The organism is Aurantimicrobium minutum (assembly GCF_029892845.1).
GTDB lineage: Bacteria > Actinomycetota > Actinomycetes > Actinomycetales > Microbacteriaceae > Aurantimicrobium > Aurantimicrobium minutum_B.
The window spans coordinates 111,703-135,360 of the sequence record NZ_JARXVT010000004.1 but is presented as its reverse complement, the minus strand read 5'-3'; the positions used below and the strand labels follow the sequence as shown (position 1 = coordinate 135,360).

At 50.8% G+C, this 23,658-nt stretch carries 15 protein-coding genes and 1 tRNA gene; 3 read left to right on the top strand and 13 right to left on the bottom strand.

The genetic code is table 11. From position 1 onward, the window contains the following. Positions 1 to 26: 26 nt before the first annotated feature. Positions 27 to 494 carry an NUDIX hydrolase gene (locus M2118_RS06655; protein ID WP_280795143.1) on the bottom strand — a complete coding sequence of 156 codons (468 nt, stop codon included), beginning with the start codon at positions 492 to 494 and terminating at the stop codon, positions 27 to 29. A gap of 2 nt (positions 495 to 496) precedes the next feature. Then, a complete protein-coding gene (locus M2118_RS06650) occupies positions 497 to 1,261 on the bottom strand; it encodes an SDR family oxidoreductase (RefSeq protein WP_280795142.1) in 765 nt (254 codons plus the stop codon). A gap of 66 nt (positions 1,262 to 1,327) precedes the next feature. Here M2118_RS06650 and M2118_RS06645 point away from each other — a divergent pair, with 66 nt between their 5' ends. After that, positions 1,328 to 2,038: a glycerophosphodiester phosphodiesterase family protein gene (locus tag M2118_RS06645; RefSeq protein WP_280795141.1), complete on the top strand. Its 711-nt coding sequence runs from the start codon at positions 1,328 to 1,330 to the stop codon at positions 2,036 to 2,038. Here the strand turns inward: M2118_RS06645 and uvrC are convergent. From uvrC to polA, 6 genes are all read right to left on the bottom strand, one after another. Continuing rightward, positions 2,035 to 3,909, bottom strand: coding sequence for an excinuclease ABC subunit UvrC (gene uvrC / locus M2118_RS06640; protein ID WP_280795140.1), 1,875 nt, complete (start codon positions 3,907 to 3,909; stop codon positions 2,035 to 2,037). The two genes, M2118_RS06645 and uvrC, sit on opposite strands and share 4 nt — an antisense overlap. Positions 3,910 to 3,911: 2 nt before the next feature. Then, positions 3,912 to 6,773: an excinuclease ABC subunit UvrA gene (gene uvrA, locus M2118_RS06635; protein ID WP_280795139.1), complete on the bottom strand. Its 2,862-nt coding sequence runs from the start codon at positions 6,771 to 6,773 to the stop codon at positions 3,912 to 3,914. Then, entirely contained in the window at positions 6,766 to 8,847 is a 2,082-nt protein-coding gene (gene uvrB, locus M2118_RS06630) for an excinuclease ABC subunit UvrB (RefSeq protein WP_280795138.1), read from the bottom strand. The genes uvrA and uvrB overlap by 8 nt, the downstream gene beginning before the upstream one ends. A gap of 4 nt (positions 8,848 to 8,851) precedes the next feature. Next, entirely contained in the window at positions 8,852 to 9,445 is a 594-nt protein-coding gene (coaE, locus tag M2118_RS06625; RefSeq protein WP_280795137.1) for a dephospho-CoA kinase, read from the bottom strand. Between the two features lie 63 nt (positions 9,446 to 9,508). Further along, the gene (gene rpsA / locus M2118_RS06620) at positions 9,509 to 10,969 is read right to left on the bottom strand and encodes a 30S ribosomal protein S1 (protein ID WP_280795136.1); all 1,461 of its coding nucleotides are present in this window, start codon (positions 10,967 to 10,969) and stop codon (positions 9,509 to 9,511) included. A gap of 148 nt (positions 10,970 to 11,117) precedes the next feature. Then, complete coding sequence (polA, locus tag M2118_RS06615; RefSeq protein WP_280795135.1) at positions 11,118 to 13,832, bottom strand: DNA polymerase I; 2,715 nt, start codon at positions 13,830 to 13,832, stop codon at positions 11,118 to 11,120. A gap of 48 nt (positions 13,833 to 13,880) precedes the next feature. On the opposite strand from polA, the gene M2118_RS06610 reads away from it, so the two are divergent. After that, positions 13,881 to 14,312 carry a PaaI family thioesterase gene (locus M2118_RS06610; RefSeq protein WP_280795134.1) on the top strand — a complete coding sequence of 144 codons (432 nt, stop codon included), beginning with the start codon at positions 13,881 to 13,883 and terminating at the stop codon, positions 14,310 to 14,312. A 1-nt stretch (position 14,313) separates the two neighbouring features. On the opposite strand, the gene M2118_RS06605 is transcribed toward M2118_RS06610, so the two are convergent. Then, complete coding sequence (locus M2118_RS06605) at positions 14,314 to 14,934, bottom strand: ANTAR domain-containing response regulator (RefSeq protein WP_280795133.1); 621 nt, start codon at positions 14,932 to 14,934, stop codon at positions 14,314 to 14,316. Between the two features lie 34 nt (positions 14,935 to 14,968). On the opposite strand from M2118_RS06605, the gene M2118_RS06600 reads away from it, so the two are divergent. Beyond that, positions 14,969 to 15,049: transfer RNA gene (locus tag M2118_RS06600), tRNA-Leu, on the top strand. 45 nt (positions 15,050 to 15,094) lie between these two features. On the opposite strand, the gene pyk is transcribed toward M2118_RS06600, so the two are convergent. The 4 genes from pyk to lgt all read right to left on the bottom strand — a co-directional run bounded on the left by pyk (position 15,095) and on the right by lgt (position 23,649). Then, positions 15,095 to 16,540, bottom strand: coding sequence for a pyruvate kinase (gene pyk, locus M2118_RS06595; protein WP_280795132.1), 1,446 nt, complete (start codon positions 16,538 to 16,540; stop codon positions 15,095 to 15,097). A gap of 63 nt (positions 16,541 to 16,603) precedes the next feature. After that, positions 16,604 to 18,061 carry a glutamate synthase subunit beta gene (locus tag M2118_RS06590; protein WP_280795131.1) on the bottom strand — a complete coding sequence of 486 codons (1,458 nt, stop codon included), beginning with the start codon at positions 18,059 to 18,061 and terminating at the stop codon, positions 16,604 to 16,606. After that, a complete protein-coding gene (gene gltB, locus M2118_RS06585; RefSeq protein ID WP_280795130.1) occupies positions 18,054 to 22,616 on the bottom strand; it encodes a glutamate synthase large subunit in 4,563 nt (1,520 codons plus the stop codon). Before gltB ends, M2118_RS06590 begins: the two co-directional genes overlap by 8 nt. A 178-nt stretch (positions 22,617 to 22,794) precedes the next feature. After that, positions 22,795 to 23,649, bottom strand: a complete 855-nt coding sequence (lgt, locus tag M2118_RS06580) for a prolipoprotein diacylglyceryl transferase (RefSeq protein ID WP_432418390.1) — start codon at positions 23,647 to 23,649, stop codon at positions 22,795 to 22,797. Between the last annotated feature and the right edge of the window lie 9 nt (positions 23,650 to 23,658).

Here is a 23,658-nt window from a genome sequence, read left to right as displayed (position 1 = left end):
TGGGCCCGGAATAATCCGGGCCTTTTTTAGTTGTTAAGAGAACAATCAATTGCTTTCTGGATGACATCAGGAAGCGGTTCGGGCGAGTACTTTTCTCCCGAGTTCATAAGTTCGTCAAGAGTCCACCAGCGAACATCTGTGATGTCAATGAACTCGTTTTCCATCCAATGTTCATTTGTCAGCTCAAATGATTGTGTTCTCACCACGAAATATTCGCTATATGTGGTTTGAACGTGACCATCGTTGAAGACGGACTTGCCTTCAATGTTCCAAATGGGATCACCCACTGAATCAACTCGTAAGCCGGTTTCCTCAAACAGTTCTCGAATAGCACCCTCGGCATGGGTTTCGTGATCTTCTACTCCCCCGCCTGGAGTAAGCCATCGAACTACTGGTGTCTGTAAACGTGGTGAAGCTGTAAGTAAGAGCAGGAAGCGATCGTGTTCATCTAAGAGAACCACCCTCGAAACTCTTCGGTGCGCCGGACGCGCCATGGTTACTCCGCTACGAAAGAGCTCACGTCGCCAACGAGGCGAGTGTTATCTGCAGGTACTGGCTCAACTGCAGCAAGAGCTACCTCTGCAGCAAACTCACTAACGTTATAGAGCTTTCCAGCTGATTCTTTACGAGCGTTGATCGCACCAGGGTTGGCTCGCTCTAGCAAGGTGGCAGTAATAGTGCCTTCAATCATGTCTCCCGATACGACGGTGAAACCGATACCACGGGCTTCAAGTTCAGGAATCATGTCACGCAACGCATCTTCCCCAGCACGCTTAGACAGCGCTACAGGAAGGTACTCGTCCATGGTTGGAGTGGTGCGGATGAAGTGTGCTTGGTGGCTGGTGACAAAAACCACACGAGCTCCATCCACGAGAACCTCCAGGGCTGCCTTGAGGAGATTCACCTGAGAGTCTCGATTGAGTTTCATGGCGTAGTCATCGCCCATCCCGGCTTCCATGCCTCCGGACGCATTCATTACGAGGATGTCAAGACCGCCAAATGCATCTTGTGCTGCGGAGAACATTGCTGCAACCGAAGATGGATCAGTGAGGTCAGCCCCCACAGCAATGGCTTCTCCGCCATTTGCCTTAATCGCATCAACAATCTTCAGAGCGCGAGCTTCTTTGTTGCGGAAATTCACGACAACTTTGGCGCCTGCTTCAGCAAAATAATTGATCGTGTCAGCGCCAATACCGCGGGAAGATCCAGTAACTAAAGCGCGCTTTCCAGAAAGTGATCCGGCAGCTAATGGGTTCGACACGTCAGTCTCCTTTGTAAAAGTTTCCTCAAGCAGACTACCAAGCCGCGAGAGTGTTAGCCTCTAGCCGTGCACCCGTATTTGGATTCAGCCCTCCCCCACATTCTTGCTCACCAAGGCCTCGCACTGAATGTTGAGCCCAACTCTTTGAAGGCATTCACAGCGGCTCTGGATGCCGGTGCAGATTTCATTGAAACAGACGCACATGGCACAAAAGACGGTGTGGCAGTTTTGTTCCATGATGACGATATCGATGGAGTTCTTCTCAATTCATTAATGGCTTCAGAACTCCCCGAATACATCCCCACTTTGCATCAAGCACTGTCGAAATTCCCTCATGTGAAGTTCAACATCGACATCAAGAACAGTGAAGCCTCTGAGCCCGTAGCTGAAGACATCAATGAATTTTCTGCTCACAACAGAGTGCTCATTACTTCTTTTGATGCAACTAGGCGTAAAGCGATAATGTTGCTTGCTCCTGGAACAGCGTCTTCTCCTTCAGTGAAGGAATTTGCCCCTGCACTCTTCGCGGGATTGTTCGGACAGCAATGGCTCGTCAATAAACTCTTGAAACCTTTTGACGCAGTTCAAATTCCTGCTCGTGCTCTTGGAATAAACATTGCCTCACCCCGTCTAGTGACGATGTTTCACAAAGCTGGTGTTCTTGTGCATGTGTGGACAATCAACGACCCCGAGAAGATGTCACAACTGATTCATGCCGGAGTAGATGGAATCGTAACTGACAGAACAGATCTTGCTGTGAGTGAACTCAAAAATTAGCGGTTAGACAAAGTGTCTTTGATTGCTTGAGCAATTGCTGGGCTGATCTGTGGTGTGAGAGAAATTTCTTCAACACTTGCTTTGCGTAACTGTGCAACTGAACCAAACTGAGCCAGGACAGCCTTGACCTTTGCCGGCCCCATCCCGGGAACTTCTGACAAGACGGTATTGATGTCGCGTTTTCGCGATGCTCTTTGGAACGTGATGGCAAAACGATGCGCCTCATCGCGTAGCTGTTGAAAAAGAAATAAAGCTTCTGAGTTTCGAGGAAGAATGATGGGGAACTTCTCACCCGGTAGCCACAACTCTTCAAGTCGTTTTGCTAATCCGACAATGGGAATATGTGAGAGACCAGCTGCGTCAAGTGCCTTGGCGGCTGCATTCACCTGAGGTAAAGCTCCATCGACAACAAACAGGCCAGGTGGGTAGGAGAAACTTGAAGCCTTCTTTTCTGTGTCTTCTTCTTGACCGGTCAAATATGCAGCCCGTCTGGTGAGTACCTGATTCATGGCATCGGTGTCATCACGTGCTTGAGCAATGCTGAACTTGCGGTAGTCGCTCTTTTTGGCAAGACCGTCCTCAAAAACCACCATGGACGCAACGATTTTCGTTCCACCCAAATGGGATACGTCGAAGCATTCAATTCGTAAAGGTGATTCTGGAAGCCCTAACGCCTCTTGAACATCACTGAGAGCTTTGGTCCTTGTAACGTAATCGGCACGCCGCTTAGTTTTATAAAGAATCAATGCTTGTTGGGCATTGTGTTTAACGGTGCTGGCAAGAGCAGCTAAATCCCCTCGATGAGCAACTCTTAGCTTGACGCTTGCGGCTCTTTCGTCGCCCAGACGTTCTCGGCGAATCTCGCTGAGCCATGTAGTCAGAGCAGGCGCATCTTCTGGAAGTTCAGGGACGATGATGTCACGAGGAGGGACCTCATCATTGTCATATGCCGTTCTGAGCATATTGTCGACGAGTTCACTAATCGAAACGTCTAATTCAGTATCAACATTCCAGGAATGTACTCCTCGAATACGACCCTCACGAACGATGAACAGTTGTACTGCGGCTGAGAGTTCATCGCTAGCCAAACCAAAGACATCAGTGTCCACGTCATCGCTGAGCACAACAGCACTCTTTGAAGCAACCGTTTCTAGTGCTTGAATATTGTCGCGATATTTTGCCGCTGATTCATAGTCTTGACTAGAGGATGCTTGCGCCATCTTCTCTTTGAGATTCTTGATGTGGGCATCGTTCTTTCCGGTCATGAATGTTGCTAAATCTAGAGCGATAGAGCGATGTTCCTCAGGTGATACGCGCCCTGCACACGGAGCAGCGCAACGGCCAATGTCACCAAGTAAGCAAGGGCGTTTCGCTTTCTCTGCTTTTTTATACACACCCTCTGAACAGGTCCTCACAGGGAAGACGGGAAGGATCAGATCAAGCGTTTCTCTGATTGCCCATGTCTTTGTATAGGGACCGAAATATCGAGCATTTTCAATCTTTCGGGTTCGCGTCACCATGACACGGGGAATCTTCTCCCCCAGAGTGATAGCGAGATAGGGGTAGCTCTTATCGTCACGAAATTGAATATTGAACGGTGGGTCAAACTCTTTAATCCAGGTGAACTCCAGCTGCAAGGCTTCAAATTCTGTTCCTACAATGGTCCACTCCACGCTTGCCGCAGAGGTGACCATGCGACGGGTGCGTTCATGGAGCGTGTTCAGAGGTGCAAAGTAGCTCGTTAGTCGAGCTCTGAGATTCTTAGCCTTTCCCACATACAAAATGCGTCCAGACTCATCTCGGAATCTATAAACTCCGGGATCTGTCGGAATATCGCCTGTTTGGGGGCGATACGGGACGGTATCGGCCATAACTAGGTCGCGATGATCTCTCGGAGGAACGTAGCCGTGTGGCTTTTGGTGCTCTTAGCTACCTGTTCAGGCGTGCCCACAGCAATGATCTCTCCACCACCGGCTCCACCCTCTGGGCCTAAGTCAATCAGCCAGTCAGCGCTCTTGATGACATCGAGGTTGTGCTCAATGACGATGACGGTGTTGCCCTTATCAACGAGAGAATTCAAAACCAATAAGAGTTTACGAACGTCTTCAAAGTGAAGACCTGTAGTGGGCTCATCGAGGACGTAGATACTGCGGCCGTTACTACGCTTTTGAAGCTCAGTTGCTAGCTTCACACGTTGGGCCTCTCCCCCGGAGAGAGTCGTTGCACTTTGGCCCAGGCGAACATAGCCAAGGCCCACATCGACAAGTGTTTTGAGGAAGCGATGAATCGACGTGATTGCCTCAAAGAACTCCGCTGCTTCGGCAATAGGCATATCAAGAACCTCTGAGATGTTCTTGCCCTTGTAACGAACCTGCAGGGTTTCACGGTTATAGCGCTTACCGTGGCAGACCTCACAGTCAACATAAACATCCGGCAGGAAGTTCATCTCGATTTTGAGCGTGCCATCACCTGCACATGCTTCACAGCGTCCACCCTTGACGTTGAAGCTGAATCGTCCCTGCTGATAGCCACGTGTCTTTGACTCTGTGGTTTCAGAGAACAGAGTACGGATCTTGTCGAATACCCCTGTGTAGGTAGCAGGGTTTGACCTGGGAGTACGGCCAATCGGGTTCTGATCAACGTGAATGACCTTATCGAGGTGTTCCAAGCCGGTAACTCGAACATGCTTACCAGCGACGGTACGAGCGCCGTTGAGCTTGTTGGCAAGCACCTTGTAAAGAATGTCGTTGACCAGTGAAGACTTACCAGAACCTGACACACCCGTTACAGCAGTGAGTGTGCCAAGAGGGAACGTAGCAGTGACCTTCTTGAGGTTATTTGCTTCAGCTCCCACAACCGTGATTTCTCGGTCTTTATCAATGGCACGTCGCTTCTTGGGAATTTCAATCTTTGTGCGCCCAGAAACATAGTCTGAAGTTATTGATTCAGTGTTCTTCAGAAGTGAATCATAGTCACCGGAGTGAACAACCTTTCCACCGTTAACACCTGCACCGGGACCGATATCCACAATCCAGTCTGCGGTGTGAATGGTGTCCTCATCATGTTCAACAACAATGAGTGTGTTACCCAGGTCGCGAAGCTTGATGAGTGTGTCAATAAGTCGGCGGTTGTCTCTTTGGTGCAAACCAATTGAAGGTTCATCAAGGACATAGAGGACTCCGGTCAGGCCGGAACCAATCTGAGTTGCCAGACGAATGCGTTGTGCCTCACCACCGGACAGCGAGCCGGCTGCACGTGAGAGATTGAGATAGGTAAGACCCACTTCAATCAAGAAGTTCAGTCGTGCTCTAATTTCTCGGAGAACCTGGGCAGCAATCATGGCATCACGATCGGTGAGGGTGAGGCCATCCATAAAATTACGTGCATCTGACAGAGGTAGCTCAGCAAGGTCAGCAATGGAAAGACCGTTGATTTTGACTGCAAGTACTTCTGGCTTCAGGCGCTGTCCAGCACACTCGGCGCAAGGTACTTCTCGAAGGTATTCAGCCCATCGTGCACGCTGAACGTCGGTATCTGCTTGAAGATATTGACGTTCAATGTAAGGAACAACACCTTCAAACCCAGAACTGTATTGAACTTCACGACCGTAACGGTTTTTCCATTTCACGCGAACGTTAAAGTTATTTCCGTTCATGACTGCTTCACGAACTTCTTCGTCGAGTTCTTCCCACGGTGAATCAAGAGAGAACTCAAGATCTGATGCAAGACCGAGGAGAAGTTTCTCGTAGTACTGGAACAGACCCTTACCCTGGGTAGCCCAAGGAATGATGACACCGTCATTGATGGAAAGAGAAGGGTCGCCCATCAAGAGCTCTTCATCTACGGACATCTTGGTACCTAATCCAGAGCAGACAGGACAAGCGCCAAAGGGAGAGTTGAACGAGAACGTGCGTGGTTCAATTTCAGCTAATTGAATGGGGTGTGCGTTGGGGCACGAGAGCTTCTCGCTGAATGATTGCCATGCACCATCCCCTTCCTGGTCAACGTAATTGATTTCTACTGTTCCGCTGGTGAGCTTGAGAGCTGTTTCCAAAGAATCAGTGAGACGAGAAAGAAGTTCAGGACCTGCTACCAAGCGGTCAATAACCACGGAAATATCGTGTTTGAAGCTCTTTTTGAGTGCCGGTGCTTCCGCAAGTTGAACAACTTCTCCGTCCACAATGACACGCGAGTATCCGGATGCAGTGAGCTCAGCAAATAGATCTACAAACTCACCCTTCTTCTGTGAAACAACCGGTGCTACTACTTGGTAGCGAGTACCTTCCGGCAAATCCATGAGCTGATCAGCGATTTGCTGAACAGTCTGAGACTGAATAATCTCGCCGCATTCAGGGCAGTGCGGAATTCCGATACGGGCCCACAGCAGTCGCATGTAGTCATAAATCTCCGTGATCGTGCCCACTGTTGATCGAGGGTTACGGTTCGTGGACTTTTGATCAATTGAGACAGCTGGAGAGAGGCCTTCGATGAAATCAACGTCAGGACGATCGACCTGGCCTAGGAACTGACGTGCATAAGCAGAAAGGGACTCAACATAACGACGTTGACCTTCAGCAAAGATGGTGTCAAAGGCAAGTGAAGACTTGCCCGAACCTGATAGCCCAGTGAAGACAACTAGGGAATCACGAGGGATTTCCAGATCAACGTTTTGCAGGTTGTGAACACGGGCACCTTTGACACTCAAATGTGAGTGTGTGTTCTGTGGTTTAGGCATGTCCAGCTTCTTTCATGATGCGAAGTTCACGTTTGAGTTCCGAGAGTTCATCTCGTAATCGGGCAGCGAGTTCAAACTTTAATTCTGCAGCGGCAACGAGCATTTGCTCATTGAGGTCGCCGATGATGTTTTCGAGTTCAGTAGCACCGGCTGCACCAATTCGTGGGGTAAGCAGAGTAGAAGTACTGGGTCGCGATGCACCTGACTTTGACTTCTTATTCCCTGTGTCAGAGAGGAGCTCTGCAGTGTCTGCTTCTTCCCGTTGCAACATAGCTGTGATGTCTGCAATCTTCTTACGAAGAGGCTGGGGATCAATACCATGAGCGAGGTTATAAGCAACCTGTTTTTCACGGCGTCGAGTTGTCTCCTCAATGGCTTGGGCCATTGATTTAGTGACGACATCTGCGTACATATGCACTTCACCTGAGACGTTACGTGCAGCTCGTCCAATGGTCTGAATCAGTGACGTTGCGGAACGGAGGAATCCTTCTTTGTCTGCGTCCAAAATTGCGACAAGAGAAACTTCAGGTAAGTCCAAACCTTCACGGAGCAGGTTGATACCCACAAGGACGTCAAATACTCCTTGGCGAAGTTCCGTGAGTAACTCAACCCTGCGCAATGTGTCCACGTCTGAGTGAAGGTAACGAACACGCACACCAGCTTCGGTGAGGAAGTCAGTGAGTTCCTCTGCCATTTTCTTGGTCAAAGTTGTGACAAGTACACGTTCGTCTTTAGCTGCACGCACACGTATTTGCTCTAAGAGGTCATCTATCTGCCCCTGAGACGGTTTGATGACGATTTGTGGGTCAACCAAGCCTGTAGGTCGAATGATCTGCTCGACAACACCGTCAGCGATGCCCATCTCATATTTACCGGGAGTTGCGGAGAGATAGACGGTTTGGCCAACACGTTCTTTGAATTCATCGAAGCGAAGAGGTCGATTATCCATCGCTGACGGAAGACGGAATCCATGTTCAACCAGTGTGCGTTTACGAGAAGCGTCTCCTTCGTGCATTGCACCAATTTGAGGAACGGTGACATGGGACTCATCAATGACGCACAAGAAATCATCGGGGAAATAATCAAGGAGACACTGAGGCGCTTCACCTGGTTCACGAACGTCAATGTGACGTGAATAGTTCTCGATACCGGAACAGAATCCAATTTGCTGCATCATTTCGAGATCGAAGGTGGTTCGCATTCGTAAACGTTGTGCTTCCAGAAGCTTCCCCTGCTTCTCAAACTCAGCAACTCTCTCTTCCATCTCTTCACGAATAGTGACGATGGCTTTCTTCATGATTTCTTCGCTGGCCACGTAATGCGAAGCAGGAAAAACAGAGACCATGTCCAGTTTCTCTACGACATCGCCAGTGAGTGGGTGGAGGCTATACAGAGCCTCTATTTCATCACCAAACATTTCAATACGAACAGCAAGCTCTTCATACATTGGAATGATTTCAATAGTGTCTCCGCGGACGCGAAAATTTCCCCGACTGAAATCGATGTCGTTGCGGGAATACTGCATGGAAACAAATTGGCGAAGGATCGCTTCTCGAGGAATCTTCTCCCCCACTTGGAGGGTGATCATGGCTTCTAAATACTCTTGTGGAGCACCTAAACCATAGATACACGACACAGTAGAGACAACCACCACATCACGTCTTGTAAGGAGGGAGTTCGTTGTGGAGTGCCTCAAGCGCTCTACTTCAGCGTTAATCGAACTGTCTTTTTCAATAAAAGTATCTGTTTGTGGAACGTATGCTTCAGGCTGGTAGTAGTCGTAATAGGAGACGAAATACTCGATCGCGTTGTCCGGCATCAACTCACGGAATTCAGTAGCTAATTGAGCCGCAAGAGTTTTGTTGTGGGCAAGAATCAGGGTCGGACGTTGAACCGCTTCAACGAGCCACGCTGTGGTTGCTGACTTACCGGTACCGGTCGCTCCGAGTAAAACAACGTCTGTCTCACCGGCATTGATTCGACCGGATAGTTCTGCAATGGCTGTTGGTTGATCACCGCTGGGAGAATACTCGCTCACGACCTTGAAAGGCTTCTCAGATCGTCGGGGGTCCACTCCCCTAGTCTACGTTTTTTAGCTGAGACCAGAGAGCGTCAACCTGAGAGTAGGTGTGAAGAATGTCGCCACTGGTGTCAATAATGTGACTTGCAATCTTGAGGCGTTCCTCTTCAGGGGCCTGCGACTCAATACGTGCAGCTGCTTCTGATTCCAACATGCCACGGTGTTCCATTAAGCGCTCAACGCGCACACTTTCAGGGGCTGTCGCGACGACGATTTCGTCGAAGGAATATTCGTTCTGCGTTTCAACGAGAAGCGGAACGTCATAGACGACAACTGCATCGTGAGGTGCCTGAGCAATGAGCTCTTGAGTCCTCTTTTGAACAGCAGGGTGAACGATGGCATTGAGCTGTAACCGTTTAGCAGGGTCAGAAAAAACGATGTCGCCTAGGACGTCACGGTTTAGAGAGTCATCAGCTGAAAGGACGTGTGTACCAAAGACAGCAGCAATCTCAGCAAGTGCTGGTGTGCCTGGTTTAACAACTTCCCGTGCCACCTGATCTGCATCAATGATGTGTGCACCATGTTCTGCCAAACGGCGCGCGATTGTGGACTTTCCTGAGCCAATACCGCCGGTGAGGCCAACCAATTTCATAACATCAGCTTAACGAGTAATGGGTGGGTCCCGAAGGACCCACCCATCTGATAACTCTTGTGACTAGTTGCCAGCAAGCTTCTCGCGAAGTGCTGCAAGCGACTCGTCATCAGCGAGGGTTCCAGCAGAAGCTGCCTCGCTGGAGAAAGAGGTGCTTTCAGAAGCTGCAGCTGCTGGAGCATCAGGAATATTGGCTTCGGCTTCATTAGCTGCCTTGACCTGTACCTTGTGCTGTTCCCAACGAGCCTGAGCTGCTGCGTAGTCCAGTTCCCACTTCTCACGTGCGGCATCAAAGCCCTCACGCCATTCGTTGGTCTCTGGGTCGAAGCCCTCTGGGTACTTGTAGTTGCCAGTCTCGTCATACTCGGTGAGCATGCCGTAGAGAGCTGGATCGAACTCGGTGCCCTCAGGGTCAACACCCTCGTTAGCCTGCTTGAGGCTGAGCGAGATGCGGCGACGCTCGAGGTCGATGTCGATGACCTTGACGAAGACGTCATCACCAACAGATACAACCTGCTCTGCGAGTTCAACGTGCTTGCTGGAGAGCTCAGAGATGTGAACGAGACCTTCGATACCGTCTGCAACGCGAACGAATGCACCGAATGGAACGAGCTTGGTGACCTTACCGGGGGCAACCTGTCCGATTGCGTGGGTACGGGCAAATACCTGCCATGGGTCTTCCTGAGTTGCCTTGAGCGAAAGCGATACACGCTCGCGGTCCATGTCAACTTCGAGGATTTCGACAGTAACTTCCTGGCCAACTTCAACAACTTCAGAAGCGTGCTCGATGTGCTTCCAGGAGAGCTCTGAAACGTGGACGAGACCGTCTACGCCACCGAGGTCTACGAAAGCACCAAAGTTGACGATTGAGGAAACGACACCCTTACGGATCTGACCCTTCTGGAGGTTAACCAGGAAGGTGCTGCGGCTCTCGGACTGAGTCTGCTCAAGAAGCGCACGGCGAGAAAGAACTACGTTGTTGCGGTTCTTGTCTAGCTCGAGAATCTTGGCTTCGATGTCCTGGCCGAGGTAAGGCGTGAGGTCACGAACGCGACGCAGCTCAATGAGAGATGCAGGAAGGAATCCACGAAGACCGATGTCAACGATGAGGCCACCCTTAACAACTTCGATAACCGAACCGGTAACGATGCCGTCAGCATCCTTGATCTTCTCAACATCGCCCCATGCACGTTCGTACTGTGCACGCTTCTTGGAGAGGATGAGGCGGCCTTCTTTATCTTCCTTCTGAAGAACGAGAGCCTCAACGGTGTCGCCGACCTTGACAACCTCTGAAGGGTCGATGTCGTGCTTGATGGAAAGTTCGCGGGAAGGAATAACACCTTCGGTCTTGTAGCCAACGTCAAGGAGAACCTCGTCGCGGTCTACCTTGACAACGGTGCCTTCAATGAGGTCTCCATCGTTGAAAAACTTGAGGGTCTTTTCGACAGCGGCGAGGAAGTCCTCAGCAGAACCGATGTCATTGATTGCAACCTGAGTGGCTGCCTTCTTTGCTACAAGCGTCATGTAAAACGTGCTCCAGTATTTACTTACTTCAGGCCTTCAGACACAGCAAGCTGGTGAATTGTCTTTCGGGCAGACGGATAGAACGCACAAATGTGCATCTCTCAGATTACTTCACCACAGACTTCCGCGCAAACTCGCGGATATCAGGCTAGTGGGCGGCTTCATTCCAGTTTGAGCCGATACCAATTTGAACATCTAGTGGAACGCTCAACTTCGCAGCATGAGCCATTCGATCAATCACGATCTTTTCAACCTGTTCACGTTCAGATTCAATGACTTCTAAAACCAACTCATCATGAACTTGAAGTAGTAATTGTGACTTTAACTCAAGTGCAACAAGGTCCTGTTCGATACCAATCATGGCAATTTTCATGATGTCAGCAGCTGTTCCCTGCATCGGGGCGTTCAATGCTGCTCTTTCAGCATTGTCACGAAGTACACGATTAGGGCTGGCCAAGTCAGGGAATGGCCTTCTACGACCAAATAACGTTTCTGTGTAACCCTGTGCTCGTGCTTGTTCTACAACGCTTCGAAGATAGTCGCGTACTCCCCCGAAGCGCTGGAAATAGTCAGCCATCAGCTTCTTTGCAGCACTGTTATCAATTCCGAGCTGTCTGGCAAGGCCAAAAGCGGAGAGCCCATAAGCCAGGCCGTAGCTCATTGCCTTGACTTGACTACGCATTTCACCAGTAACCTCGGCAGGTTCTACCCCGAACACGCGAGCACCGACGAATTTGTGCAGATCCTCACCTGAAATGAACGCTTCGATGAGGCCTTCATCCTCTGAGAAGTGCGCCATGATGCGCATTTCGATCTGAGAATAGTCAGCAGTGACCAGGGTGTCGAAGCCGTCACCTACTTCGAATGCTTCACGAATGCGACGACCATCAGCAGTTCTGATCGGAATGTTCTGCAAATTGGGGTTCGCAGAAGACAAACGCCCTGTGCTCGTGCCCGTTTGACCATAGGTGGTGTGAATGCGACCATCAGGGCCAATAGCCAAGATTAATGTCTCTACTATTTGCTTGAGTTTGGTGACATCACGGTGTTCCAGGAGTAACCCTAAGAATGGATGTGGGTTTGTTGCTTGAAGATCAGCTAGTGCTGTCGCATCGGTGGTGTAACCCGTCTTCGTTGCGCGAGTTTTAGGCATACCTAGCTGGTCGAAAAGAACTTCTTGCAGTTGTTTAGGCGAAGCGAGGTTTACTTCGCGACCGATGACGGCAAAAGCCTCGGTTTTGGCCGTTTCGGCGCGAGTGCCGAGTTCGTCAGACAGCGACTGGAGTTTGTCCTTGTTGACCGTCACGCCGCGCATTTCCATAGCAGCAAGTGTGATGAGTGAAGGAATTTCGATCTCTAGGAAGAGGGCCAGGGTGGCTGCTTCCATCTTGTCTCGGATAGCGGCATCGATGCGGCGCACGAACCACGCACGACCACCAGCATCAAGCTCTGAATCATCTGGAACAAGCTGATTAGGGTCAGGCGTTGGTAACAGTTCGTTCAGGTACAACTTCGTCAGATCAGCAAGCTCACGCTTTGACGTGTCTGGACGAAGAACCCAGTCAGCAATTTCTGTATCAAAACCAAGGTTTTCGATAGAAACACCAACGGCAAGGAGTGCTTTGATCTGTTCTTTAGCCCCGTGAAAAATCTTGGGCGTGGGGCCTGCAAGCCAGTCAATCAGGGGTTTCATATCCGCATGAACGGGAGACCACGGAACTGCAACGGTTTCTGTTTCTGTTGCCAGACCCACAACTGCAATTCCTGTGGCATATACCTCTAGCTCAACGGAGACGCCCTGTGGAGATGTATCTGAAGCACGGTGCAACCACGCAGCAAGTTCTTCGTCTAAGAGTTGTTGTGAACGAGGTGCAACAGAAGCAACTACAGGTTCAGGACGTACTTCTTCTGAAGAAGTATTAATAGCAGTCGGTATTTGAGCGGATCGCTGTGATGCCGTAGGGGCCGTTTCTTCACCGTTGAGTGAAAGAACACGAGTGAGTAACGACTTGAATTCTAAGCGCCCAAAAACTTCTTTGACGGCCTCTGAATCAAAGGGAAGTCTTTCCAGATCCTTCGGTCCTACAGGTAGTTCCACATCATTGACGAGTCGGTTGAGTCGACGGTTACGGATCGCGTTTTCTTTGAACTCACGAAGACTTTCGCCGACCTTGCCACCGATTTCGTCTGCACGGCGAAGGATCTCGTCGAGAGAGCCAAACTCATTGATCCACTTAACAGCCGTCTTCTCCCCTACCTTGGGAACACCTGGCAGGTTGTCGCTGGTTTCACCCACGAGGGCGGCAATTTCAGGGTATTGGTGAGGCTGAATTCCATAACGCTCGAAAACTTTGGCCGCGTCATAGCGTGTGAGTTCTGAAACGCCTTGCTTTGACGGATACAGCAAAGTCACATTGTCATCGATCAGTTGAATTGTGTCGCGGTCACCAGAAACAACGAGAACTTTGAAGTCTTGTGCGGAACCTTGAGAAGCAAGAGTGGCGAGAATATCGTCGGCCTCAAAGTCTTCTTTTGTGATGGTCGTAATCCCCATGGCATGCAGTGCATCCTGGAGGAGTGGGACTTGTCCAATGAACTCTGGTGGGGTCTCTCCACGAGTTCCTTTGTATTCGGGATATTCGCGGGTTCTGAATGAGTAGCGCGAGATATCAAACGCAACTGCCAAGTGGGTTGGCTTCTCTTTAGCAAGAAGGTTCAACATCATCGAAATGAAGCCGTGAATGGCATTCGTGTGCTGTCCATCCGCAGTCCGAAAACTGTCTACAGGAAGGGCATAAAACGCCCGAAATGCGAGCGAGTGCCCATCAATGACCATAAGGGTAGGCTGGGCGTTATTCGACACGTGCCAAGCCTACACAGCACGCCAGACTCAGCTTGCGAGGAAACTTGAATGTCTTCTGAATATGTCCGCCCCCCAGTACTCGACCTTGAGCAATATCGTGGCTTTTCTGCTGGACCTCTGTGGGAAAAGATGGATATTCAACTGCACGAGCTTTCCCCTGAGTACTCTGTTGCAACGATGCCAGTAGAAGGTAATACCCAATCTGTGGGCATACTCCACGGCGGTGCTCACATTGTGATTGCTGAAGGCTTGGGATCTATTGCCGCCAATATGTTTGCGGGAGAAGGGCGCGTAGCGGTAGGAATCGAAGTGAGCGCAACCCATTCCGGCAGCATCTCCGAAGGTTTCGTCATTGCAACGTGCACAGCACTCCACTTGGGAAGAACACTGACTACTCACGAAATCGTGTGCACAGATGAAAGTGGACGACGACTTTCCACAGTTCGCTTGACGAACTTCATTAAGGAACGGAAGAAGTAGGTTACTTCTTTTCCTTTTTCTGGTCAGAACCAAGCTGATCAACAATGGTCACTGCAACGTCTTTCATGGTGAGACGACGATCCATAGAAGCCTTTTGAATCCAACGGAATGCTTCTGGCTCGGTAAGACCCATCTTTTCGTTGAGAATGCCCTTAGCAATGTCAACAATCTTGCGGGTTTCGAAACGCTCAGAGAGATCTGCGACCTCGTTTTCCAGGGCAACAATTTGTGCCCAACGGGACAACGCTATTTCAACTGCAGGTAGTAAATCATTGGGAGTGAACGGCTTCACCACGTAAGCAAGAGCTCCTGCTTCGGTAGCCCGCTCAACTAGTTCTTTCTGGCTGAATGCAGTCAAAAGAACAACGGGTGCAATGTGCTCTTTGTTGAGCTGGTCTGCAGCAGAGATGCCATCGAGTTTCGGCATCTTGACATCCATTACGACGAGATCGGGACGAAGTTCCTTTGCCAGTGCTACCGCGGCCTCACCGTCACCGGCCTCCCCCACAACGTCAAAACCGTTGTCGCGGAGAGTTTCTACAATATCCATGCGGATAAGGGACTCATCTTCTGCAACAACAACGCGTCGTTTGGTGGGAGTTTGGATCTCTTGGTCGGCCATGTCTCCAGCCTAGGATATTCTTGAAGAGTTACAAGCCGAATTGGCGGAATGGCAGACGCGGAGCACTCAAAATGCTTTGTCTTCGGACGTGTGGGTTCAAGTCCCACATTCGGCACAACTAAGAAAAGCCCCTCACATGAGGGGCTTTTCTTTATGAAACCTAGAGGTTTTCATAGGCGGGAGCTGCAGCGTTACGAGCATCTCCAACCTTGTGAACACGAAGGTCATTAGTTGAACCGGCGATTCCGGGAGGGGAACCGGCAATAACTACGACCTTGTCTCCTGCTTCTGCTAAACCTTCACCAAGGAGAAGATCATCAACCTGACCAAACATCTGGTCGGTGTGCGTGACAGCTTCAACAAGGTAGGACTTGACGCCCCAGGTCAGTGCCATACGGCGACGAATGTGCTCGTGAGGTGTGAGCACGATCATGGGGATATCCGAGCGGAGACGAGCCATACGGCGTGCTGAGTCGCCGGATTCCGTAAAGACGATGAGGAACTTCGCATCAACGAACTCTGCAACTTCCTTAGCCGCCAGAGTGATAGCGCCGCCCTGGGTGCGAGGCTTGGTGCCAAGCTCAGGAATACGCTCTAGACCGTGGTCTTCAGTGGACTCGATGATACGAGCCATGGTGGCAACGGTAATCGTGGGGAATTCACCGACGCTAGTCTCACCCGAGAGCATGACAGCATCTGTGCCATCAAGCACAGCGTTGGCACAGTCAGAAGCTTCAGCTCTGGTTGGGCGTGGGCTGGAAATCATGGACTCAAGAACCTGAGTCGCCACAATGACGGGCTTTGCCCAGCGACGCGCGAGTTCGACTGCACGCTTCTGAACAATGGGGACAGCTTCAAGAGGAAGCTCAACACCGAGGTCACCTCGAGCGACCATGATGGCGTCAAAAGCATCTACGATTTCTTCAAGATTGTCGACAGCCTGGGGCTTCTCAACCTTGGCAATCACGGGAAGGCGCACGCCTTCTTCATCCATGATCTCGTGCACACGCTTGATGTCTGCTGCGTCGCGGACAAAGCTCAACGCAATGAAATCAGCACCGAGACGAAGGCCCCAGCGAAGATCTGCCTCATCCTTGTCAGAAAGAGCGGGAACGTTGACCGCAACACCAGGAAGGTTAATTCCCTTGTTGTTCGAAATGGGTCCTGGTACTTCAACAACAGTGGTGACTAAAGTTCCGTCTGTTTCGAGAACACGGAGGGTGACCTTGCCGTCATCAATAAGGAGGGGGTCCCCTGCTTTCACGTCGTGGGGCAAACCCTTAAAGGTTGTGGAGCTGATGTCCTTATTGCCCACAATGTCTTCGATGGTGATCTTGAAGATATCGCCTTCAGCGAGGTCGTAAGGGCCACCCTCAAACTTGCCGAGACGAATCTTGGGGCCTTGAAGGTCAACCAACACAGCTACAGGCTTGCCGAGGTCTTCTGCGGCCTTTCGAACGTTGCGGTAAACCTCTTCGTGAACATCGTAAGAACCATGCGAGAGGTTCATACGTGCAACGTCAACACCAGCTTCGATGATTGACTTCAGGCTCTCATAGCTGGAAGTTGCTGGACCTAGGGTCGCAACTATTTTGGCGCGTCTCATGAAATGTCTCTTTCGTTTCAGTGGTGCCATGTCGCAGGAGGGAATTGCGACTTTCTAATCGTACTAAACCGCGAAACCGCGATCTGTAGGTGCTACAGGTACTGGAAGTAAGGTTTCACCTTCAAGGTAGCGGTCAACTGCAGCTGCAGCAGCGCGACCCTCGGCAATTGCCCAGACAATGAGTGATTGACCACGGCCTGCGTCTCCAGCAACAAAAACGCCTGGTTCAGCAGTTGCATACTGAGCATCACGGTTGATGTTGCCTCGTTGGGTCAAGCTCACACCCAGCTCTGATTCTGCAATTTCGCCTTCAGGGCCAGTGAAACCAAGTGCCAAAAGAACAAGGTCAGCTGGGATTTCACGTTCAGTGCCTGCTCTGGGAACTCGAGCTCCATCGACAAACTCAGTTTCTGCAACGCGAACTGCGCGAACATTGCTATCTTTGTCACCCAAGAACTCAACTGTCGAGACGAGGAATTCCCGAGTACCACCCTCTTCGTGAGCACTAGTTACTTCGAAAAGGTTCGGGAACGTAGGCCAAGGTTGAGAATCTGAACGTTCCGCTGGAGGCTGCTGGCCAATAGCTAGGTTGGTGACACTTGCTGCTTGGTGACGGTGAGCAGTTCCAATGCAGTCTGCGCCGGTGTCTCCACCACCAAGAACGACAACGTGCTTTCCCTGAGCGTGAATCTGGTCTGTTACGACAAGCCCATCTACAGCCCGATTGGACTGAGCAAGGTAGTCCATGGCGAAGTGAACACCGGAAAGATCACGACCAGGAATGGGAAGGTCTCGTGGAACCATCGCACCGGTAGCAACTACAACAGCGTCATAACGCTTACGCAAGTCTTCCCAGGTAATGTCTGTGCCGATGTTGACCCCTGGGCGGAAACGAGTTCCTTCTGCCTCCATCTGCTCAAGACGACGGTCAATGTGAACCTTTTCCATCTTGAAATCAGGGATGCCATAACGAAGCAGTCCACCGATTTTTTCGTCACGCTCAAACACAGCAACGGTGTGACCAGCACGAGTAAGTTGTTGAGCAGCTGCGAGGCCGGCGGGACCAGAACCTACAACAGCGACAGTCTTCCCTGAAAGACGCTCAGGAATCAGAGGAGTGACCCATCCCTCATCAAATGCCTTATCAATGATTGATACTTCAACTTGCTTGATGGTGACAGCAGGTTGATTGATGCTCAGAACGCAGGAAGATTCACACGGTGCTGGACAAAGTCGACCAGTGAATTCCGGGAAGTTATTGGTCGCATGCAGGCGATCAATTGCATCCTTGTCATCCCCGCGCCAGGTGAGGTCATTCCACTCAGGGATCAGGTTACCGAGAGGGCACCCCTGGTGACAGAAAGGAATTCCACAATCCATGCAACGACCGGCTTGGCGAACCAACGTCTCGCGGTCTCCTGCTTCATAAACTTCTTTCCAGTCCATCAAGCGGATAGGAACTGGACGGCGTGCAGGAACTTCACGCTGACGCGTGTTCAAGAAACCTTTGGGATCAGCCACCGGTCACCTCCATGATCTTCTTCCAGGTCGCATCCCCGTCTGGATCAATACCAGCGTTTTCGGCTTCCTGACGCACTTCCAGCACAGCTGCATAGTCACGAGGAACTACCTTGGTGAATTCATCAACAGTCTTCTCAAACTGGTCAAGTAGTGCAGATGCTCGTGGTGATCCTGTCTCTGCAAGATGAGATTCAAGAATGTCCTTGAGGATTTCTGCATCTGCGCTTCCCAGCTTTTCCAAACGAAGCTCACCAGATCCAAGCGAATCAGCATTGACCTTGTTGGGATCGAGGGAATGTACGTAGGCAATACCACCGGACATACCTGCACCGAGGTTGCGACCTGTTGAACCGAGGATAACTGCCAGACCACCGGTCATGTATTCGAGGGCGTGATCTCCCACGCCTTCAGCAACTGCAGTTGCACCAGAGTTACGTACCAGGAATCGTTCACCCACGAGACCACTGATAAAGATAGAACCGCTCGTTGCGCCATAACCAATGACGTTTCCAGCAATCACGTTCTCTTCAGGAGCAAACCTCGAAGAAGGTGAAGGTTTGACCACAATCGAACCACCTGAAAGACCCTTACCGACGTAGTCGTTCGAGTCACCGACTAAGCGAAGAGTAATACCTGACGGAACGAAGGCACCAAAGGATTGACCTGCCGTTCCCGTCAAGGTGATGTCGATGGTTCCATGTGGCAAAGCGTCCTGACCATACTTCTTGGTCAGTTCGTGACCAAGCATGGTTCCCACAGCACGTTCGGTGTTGCGGATAGGAAGCTCAATCGAGACAGGCTTACCCTCAGACAACGCTGCACGTGACAGATTAATCAACTCGTTGTCAAAGTGTTCTTCAAGCTCATGGTCTTGTGCACGTGCACGGATGCGAGGCTCGTCAGCTAAGAACTTGGGGCCAACCAGAATGGGCTCAAGATCCAGACCTTCGGACTTCCAGTGCTCTACTGCATCGTTAACGTTGAGGAGATCATTTCGACCAATGATTTCGTCGAGGCTGCGATATCCAAGCTCAGCCAGGTATTCACGTACTTCCTGAGCAATGAATTGGAAGAAGTTCACGACAAACTCAGGCTTGCCTGTGAATCGTGCCCGTAGCTCAGGGTTCTGGGTTGCGACACCAACAGGACACGTGTCAAGGTGACACACGCGCATCATGATGCAGCCCGAGACAACGAGTGGTGCGGTTGCAAAACCAAACTCTTCAGCGCCCAACAAGGCTGCGACGATAACGTCACGTCCGGTTTTGAGCTGTCCGTCTACCTGAACAGAAACGCGGTCGCGCATTCCGTTGAGCATGAGGGTCTGTTGTGCTTCTGCAAGACCTAGTTCCCAGGGGGTTCCAGCGTGCTTGAGAGAGTTCAACGGACTCGCACCTGTACCACCATCGTGACCTGAGATCAGAATGACATCGGCCAGTGCCTTAGAAACACCTGCAGCAACAGCACCGATGCCGGATTGGCTCACTAATTTCACATGCACGCGAGCGGCAGGGTTCGCACGCTTGACGTCGAAAATGAGCTGCTTGAGGTCTTCAATCGAGTAGATGTCGTGGTGCGGTGGAGGTGAGATGAGACCCACACCTGCGGTTGCGTGACGAGTGCGAGCGATCCACGGGTAAACCTTGTTGTTGGGAAGCTGTCCACCCTCACCAGGTTTTGCCCCCTGAGCCATCTTGATCTGGATGTCATCAGCGTGAGTGAGATACATGCTTGTCACACCGAAACGGCCAGATGCGACTTGCTTAATGGCAGAACGACGAGTGGGATCGAGAAGACGTGCAACATCTTCACCACCCTCACCTGTATTGCTCTTGGCACCGATGGAGTTCATCGCAATCGCGAGTGTCTCGTGAGCTTCAGGCGAAATAGAGCCGTAACTCATTGCGCCGGTTGAGAATCGCTTGACAATGGACTCGATGGATTCAACCTCGTCCAGAGGAACAGGATTGCGTTTGCCTGTCTCCAAAGTGAAAAGACCGCGCAAAGTCATGAGCTCACGAGTCTGATCATCTACTAACTTGGTGTACTCCCGGAAAGTATCAAAGCGACGCTCGCGAGTGGAATGCTGCAGTTTGAAAACAGTTTCTGGGTTGAACAAGTGCGGTGCACCATCACGTCGCCACTGGAATTCGCCACCTGTAGTGAGACGTTCAGTGGTCAGCGGGGCTCCATCAGAGGGATATGCAGACGCATGACGGGCAAGGTTTTCAGCAGCGATGACATTGATGCCAACTCCCCCGAGCTTGCTGTTTGTGCCAGTGAAGTATTGGTCTACAAATTCTTGGGAAAGACCAACAGCCTCAAATGTTTGCGCTCCGGTGTAGGAAGAAACGGTAGAAATACCCATCTTCGACATCACCTTGAGGACACCCTTACCGAGTGCCTTGATGACGTTCTTTGTGGCTTTCTCGGTTGAAACACCAGTAATGAATTCATCACGAACCAACTGTTCGCAGGTTTCCATGGCTAGGTATGGGTTCACTGCTGAAGCACCATAACCCAGAAGAACTGCAACGTGATGAACTTCACGGACGTCACCGGCTTCGACAACGATGCCAACCTTGGTGCGGTTTTCTGTCCGAATGAGGTGGTGGTGAACTGTGGAGACCATCATCAAAGACGGAATCGGAGCCATGTCCGAGTTGGAGTCACGATCAGAGAGAACAATGAACTTAATACCCTGGGCAATTGCCTCATCGACCTCTTCGCAGAGTTGCGCAAGTCGCTTCTCCATGGCGCGAGGACCCTTGTTGACCTTATACAGACCTTTGAGCTTGATACCTTCACGTGCTCCGCTCTTACCGCGGATGTGAAGGACCTTAGCTAACTGGTCATTGTCAATGACGGGAAAATCAAGAACAACCTGTTCAGTGTGTTCTGGGCCTGCAGCAAGAAGGTTGCGCTCGGGGCCGAGACCGAGTTTGAGGCTGGTGACAACCTCTTCACGGATCGAGTCCAAAGGTGGGTTTGTAACCTGTGCGAACTGTTGGACAAAGTAGTCAAACAAAAGGCGTGGACGAGAAGAAAGCACAGCAATAGGCGTATCGGTACCCATTGCACCAAGGGGTTCTGCACCCGTCTTAGCCATTGGAGCAAGCATGATTCGAAGTTCTTCTTCGGTATAACCAAACGTGCGTTGACGACGAATCACTGAGCTGCGAGTGTGCGCAATGTGCTCACGTTCGGGAAGTTCTTCAAGGTCAATTCGTGACTGGTCAATCCATTCCTGCCATGGACCTGAAGCAGCAAGCTCACTCTTGATTTCGTCATCGGAGATGATTCGTCCCGCAACTGTGTCAACAAGAAGCATCTTTCCTGGTTGGAGGCGACCCTTCTGAACAACCTTGGCGGGGTCAATGTCATAGACACCGATCTCAGAACCAACGACGATGAGTCCGTCGTCTGTAACCAAGAAACGACCTGGACGAAGCCCATTGCGGTCAAGAGTTGCACCGACGAGTGAACCATCTGTGAAACAAATGGCCGCAGGACCATCCCATGGTTCCATCAACGAGGAGTGGTACTCATAAAAAGCACGACGAGTGGGTTCCATATCTGGCTGGTTTTCCCAAGCCTCAGGAACCATCATCATGATGGCGTGAGGAAGTGGACGACCAGCGAGGGTAAGGAGCTCAACAACTTCGTCGAAAGATGCACTATCTGAAGCTCCAGGAGTGCAGATAGGGAGCAAATCCTTCATGTCGCCCAGAATTTCGGATTCGAGTTGCGATTGGCGTGCTCGCATCCAGTTACGGTTTCCCTGAACAGTGTTGATCTCACCGTTGTGGCAAATGAAGCGGAATGGGTGAGCTAGAGGCCACGAAGGGAAAGTGTTCGTGGAATAACGTGAGTGAACCAGCGCCAATGTGGACGCAAAGCGGTCATCACTGAGATCAGGGTAGAAAGGCTCCAACTGCAAGGTGGTGACCATGCCCTTGTAAACCAGAGTTCGTGAAGAAAGAGATGCGAAATAGATTTCACATTCACGTTCTACTCGCTTACGGAGTCGATAAACCAAGCGGTCTAACTCAATGCCGGATAAACCACCCGAAAGTGACGCAACAAAAACCTGCTCAATAGCTGGCATTGCTTCGCGTGCAAGCTTTCCCAAATTATCTGGAGCTGTGGGAACTACACGCCAACCGAGAACTGAGAGTCCCTCAGAATGAGCAATCTCTGCAAAACGAGCTTGAATAGCAGAACGCTCTGCATCTTTCAAAGGAAGAAAGGCATTTCCGACTGCATATGAGCCGGATTCAGGCAAGATGAAATCTACAACTTCACGCAAGAACGCATCAGGAATTTGAGTGAGAATACCGGCACCATCACCAGTACCAGCATCCGATCCAACTGCACCACGGTGCTCAAGGTTGCGGAGAGAACTCAGTGCGACATCAATGATGTCGTGTCCAGGAATGCCTCGCAAAGTAGCAACCATGGCCAGGCCACAGGCATCTTTTTCAAGCGTGGGGTCATACAGACCTTGGGCAGCGGGTGCCAAAGAAAAGCGCTGATGGGGAGTCGCTAACGACATGGAACCCTCCTCTCGAAACCGTTTATCGGGAGGGACGACATTGGCCCTTTAGTCATCTGGAAAAGTGAAACATTGAAGCTTGTCGCTTTCGTGTACCTCTGGGCCGCTTGTGGCGGGGTGAAGTTCAGCAGTTATTGCCTTGACGGGGGCATCTTTGCCCGGATCCGTGTGTAATAACTTACTTATCCAACTTTACAGTAGGTCCGCCCTCAGAGTAGACACTGAGCTCTTTACCCGGGTGGCGACGGTTTTGAATCAGAATAATGGCGATGCCAATCGCAATAGCTGCGAAGGCGCCCCACACGTTTGTCCTGATTGACATAAATGTCTCGCTTGGATCTAAACGATACGTTTCAAAAACAGAACGACCCAAGCCGTACCAAATCAGGTAAACACCAAATGACTTACCCCAACGCAAGTACAGCTTGCGTTCGAGAACGATGATGACAAATGCGCCCAGCAAATTCCAGAGGATTTCGTAAAGGAACATGGGGTGAAAAAGTGTTCCTTCTGGCAACCCAGCAGGGAAGGCTGCATTCGTTGATTCAATCTCCAAGCCCCAAGGAAGCGTGGTGGGCTGGCCGAAAAGTTCATGGTTGAAGTAATTTCCTAAACGTCCCGTTGCCTGTGCAATTAACATTGCGGGGGCGAGAGCGTCTGCAAAGGACCAGAAGCGAATGCCGGTCTGCTTACATCCGATCCAGGCACCTACAGCACCACCCAGAAGTGATCCGAAGATGGCGTTGCCACCCTCCCAGATGTAAAACACTCTCATGAGGTCAGCGCCGTCATAAAAATAATCAGCTGGGTGTGTAAACACGTGATAGAAACGTGCACCAATAATGCCTAGTGGAACAGCCCACAAAATGATGTCGAGCACGACTCCACGTTCAGCCCCACGCCGAGAAAGGCGAGTATCTGTGATCCACGTTGCCAACGCAATCCCGAGCAGGATGCAGAGGGCATAAATGTGAATGCGGAGTGGACCTACCTCGAAGAATTGAATCGAAGGACTGGGAATACTCGTTATCAAATGCACAGT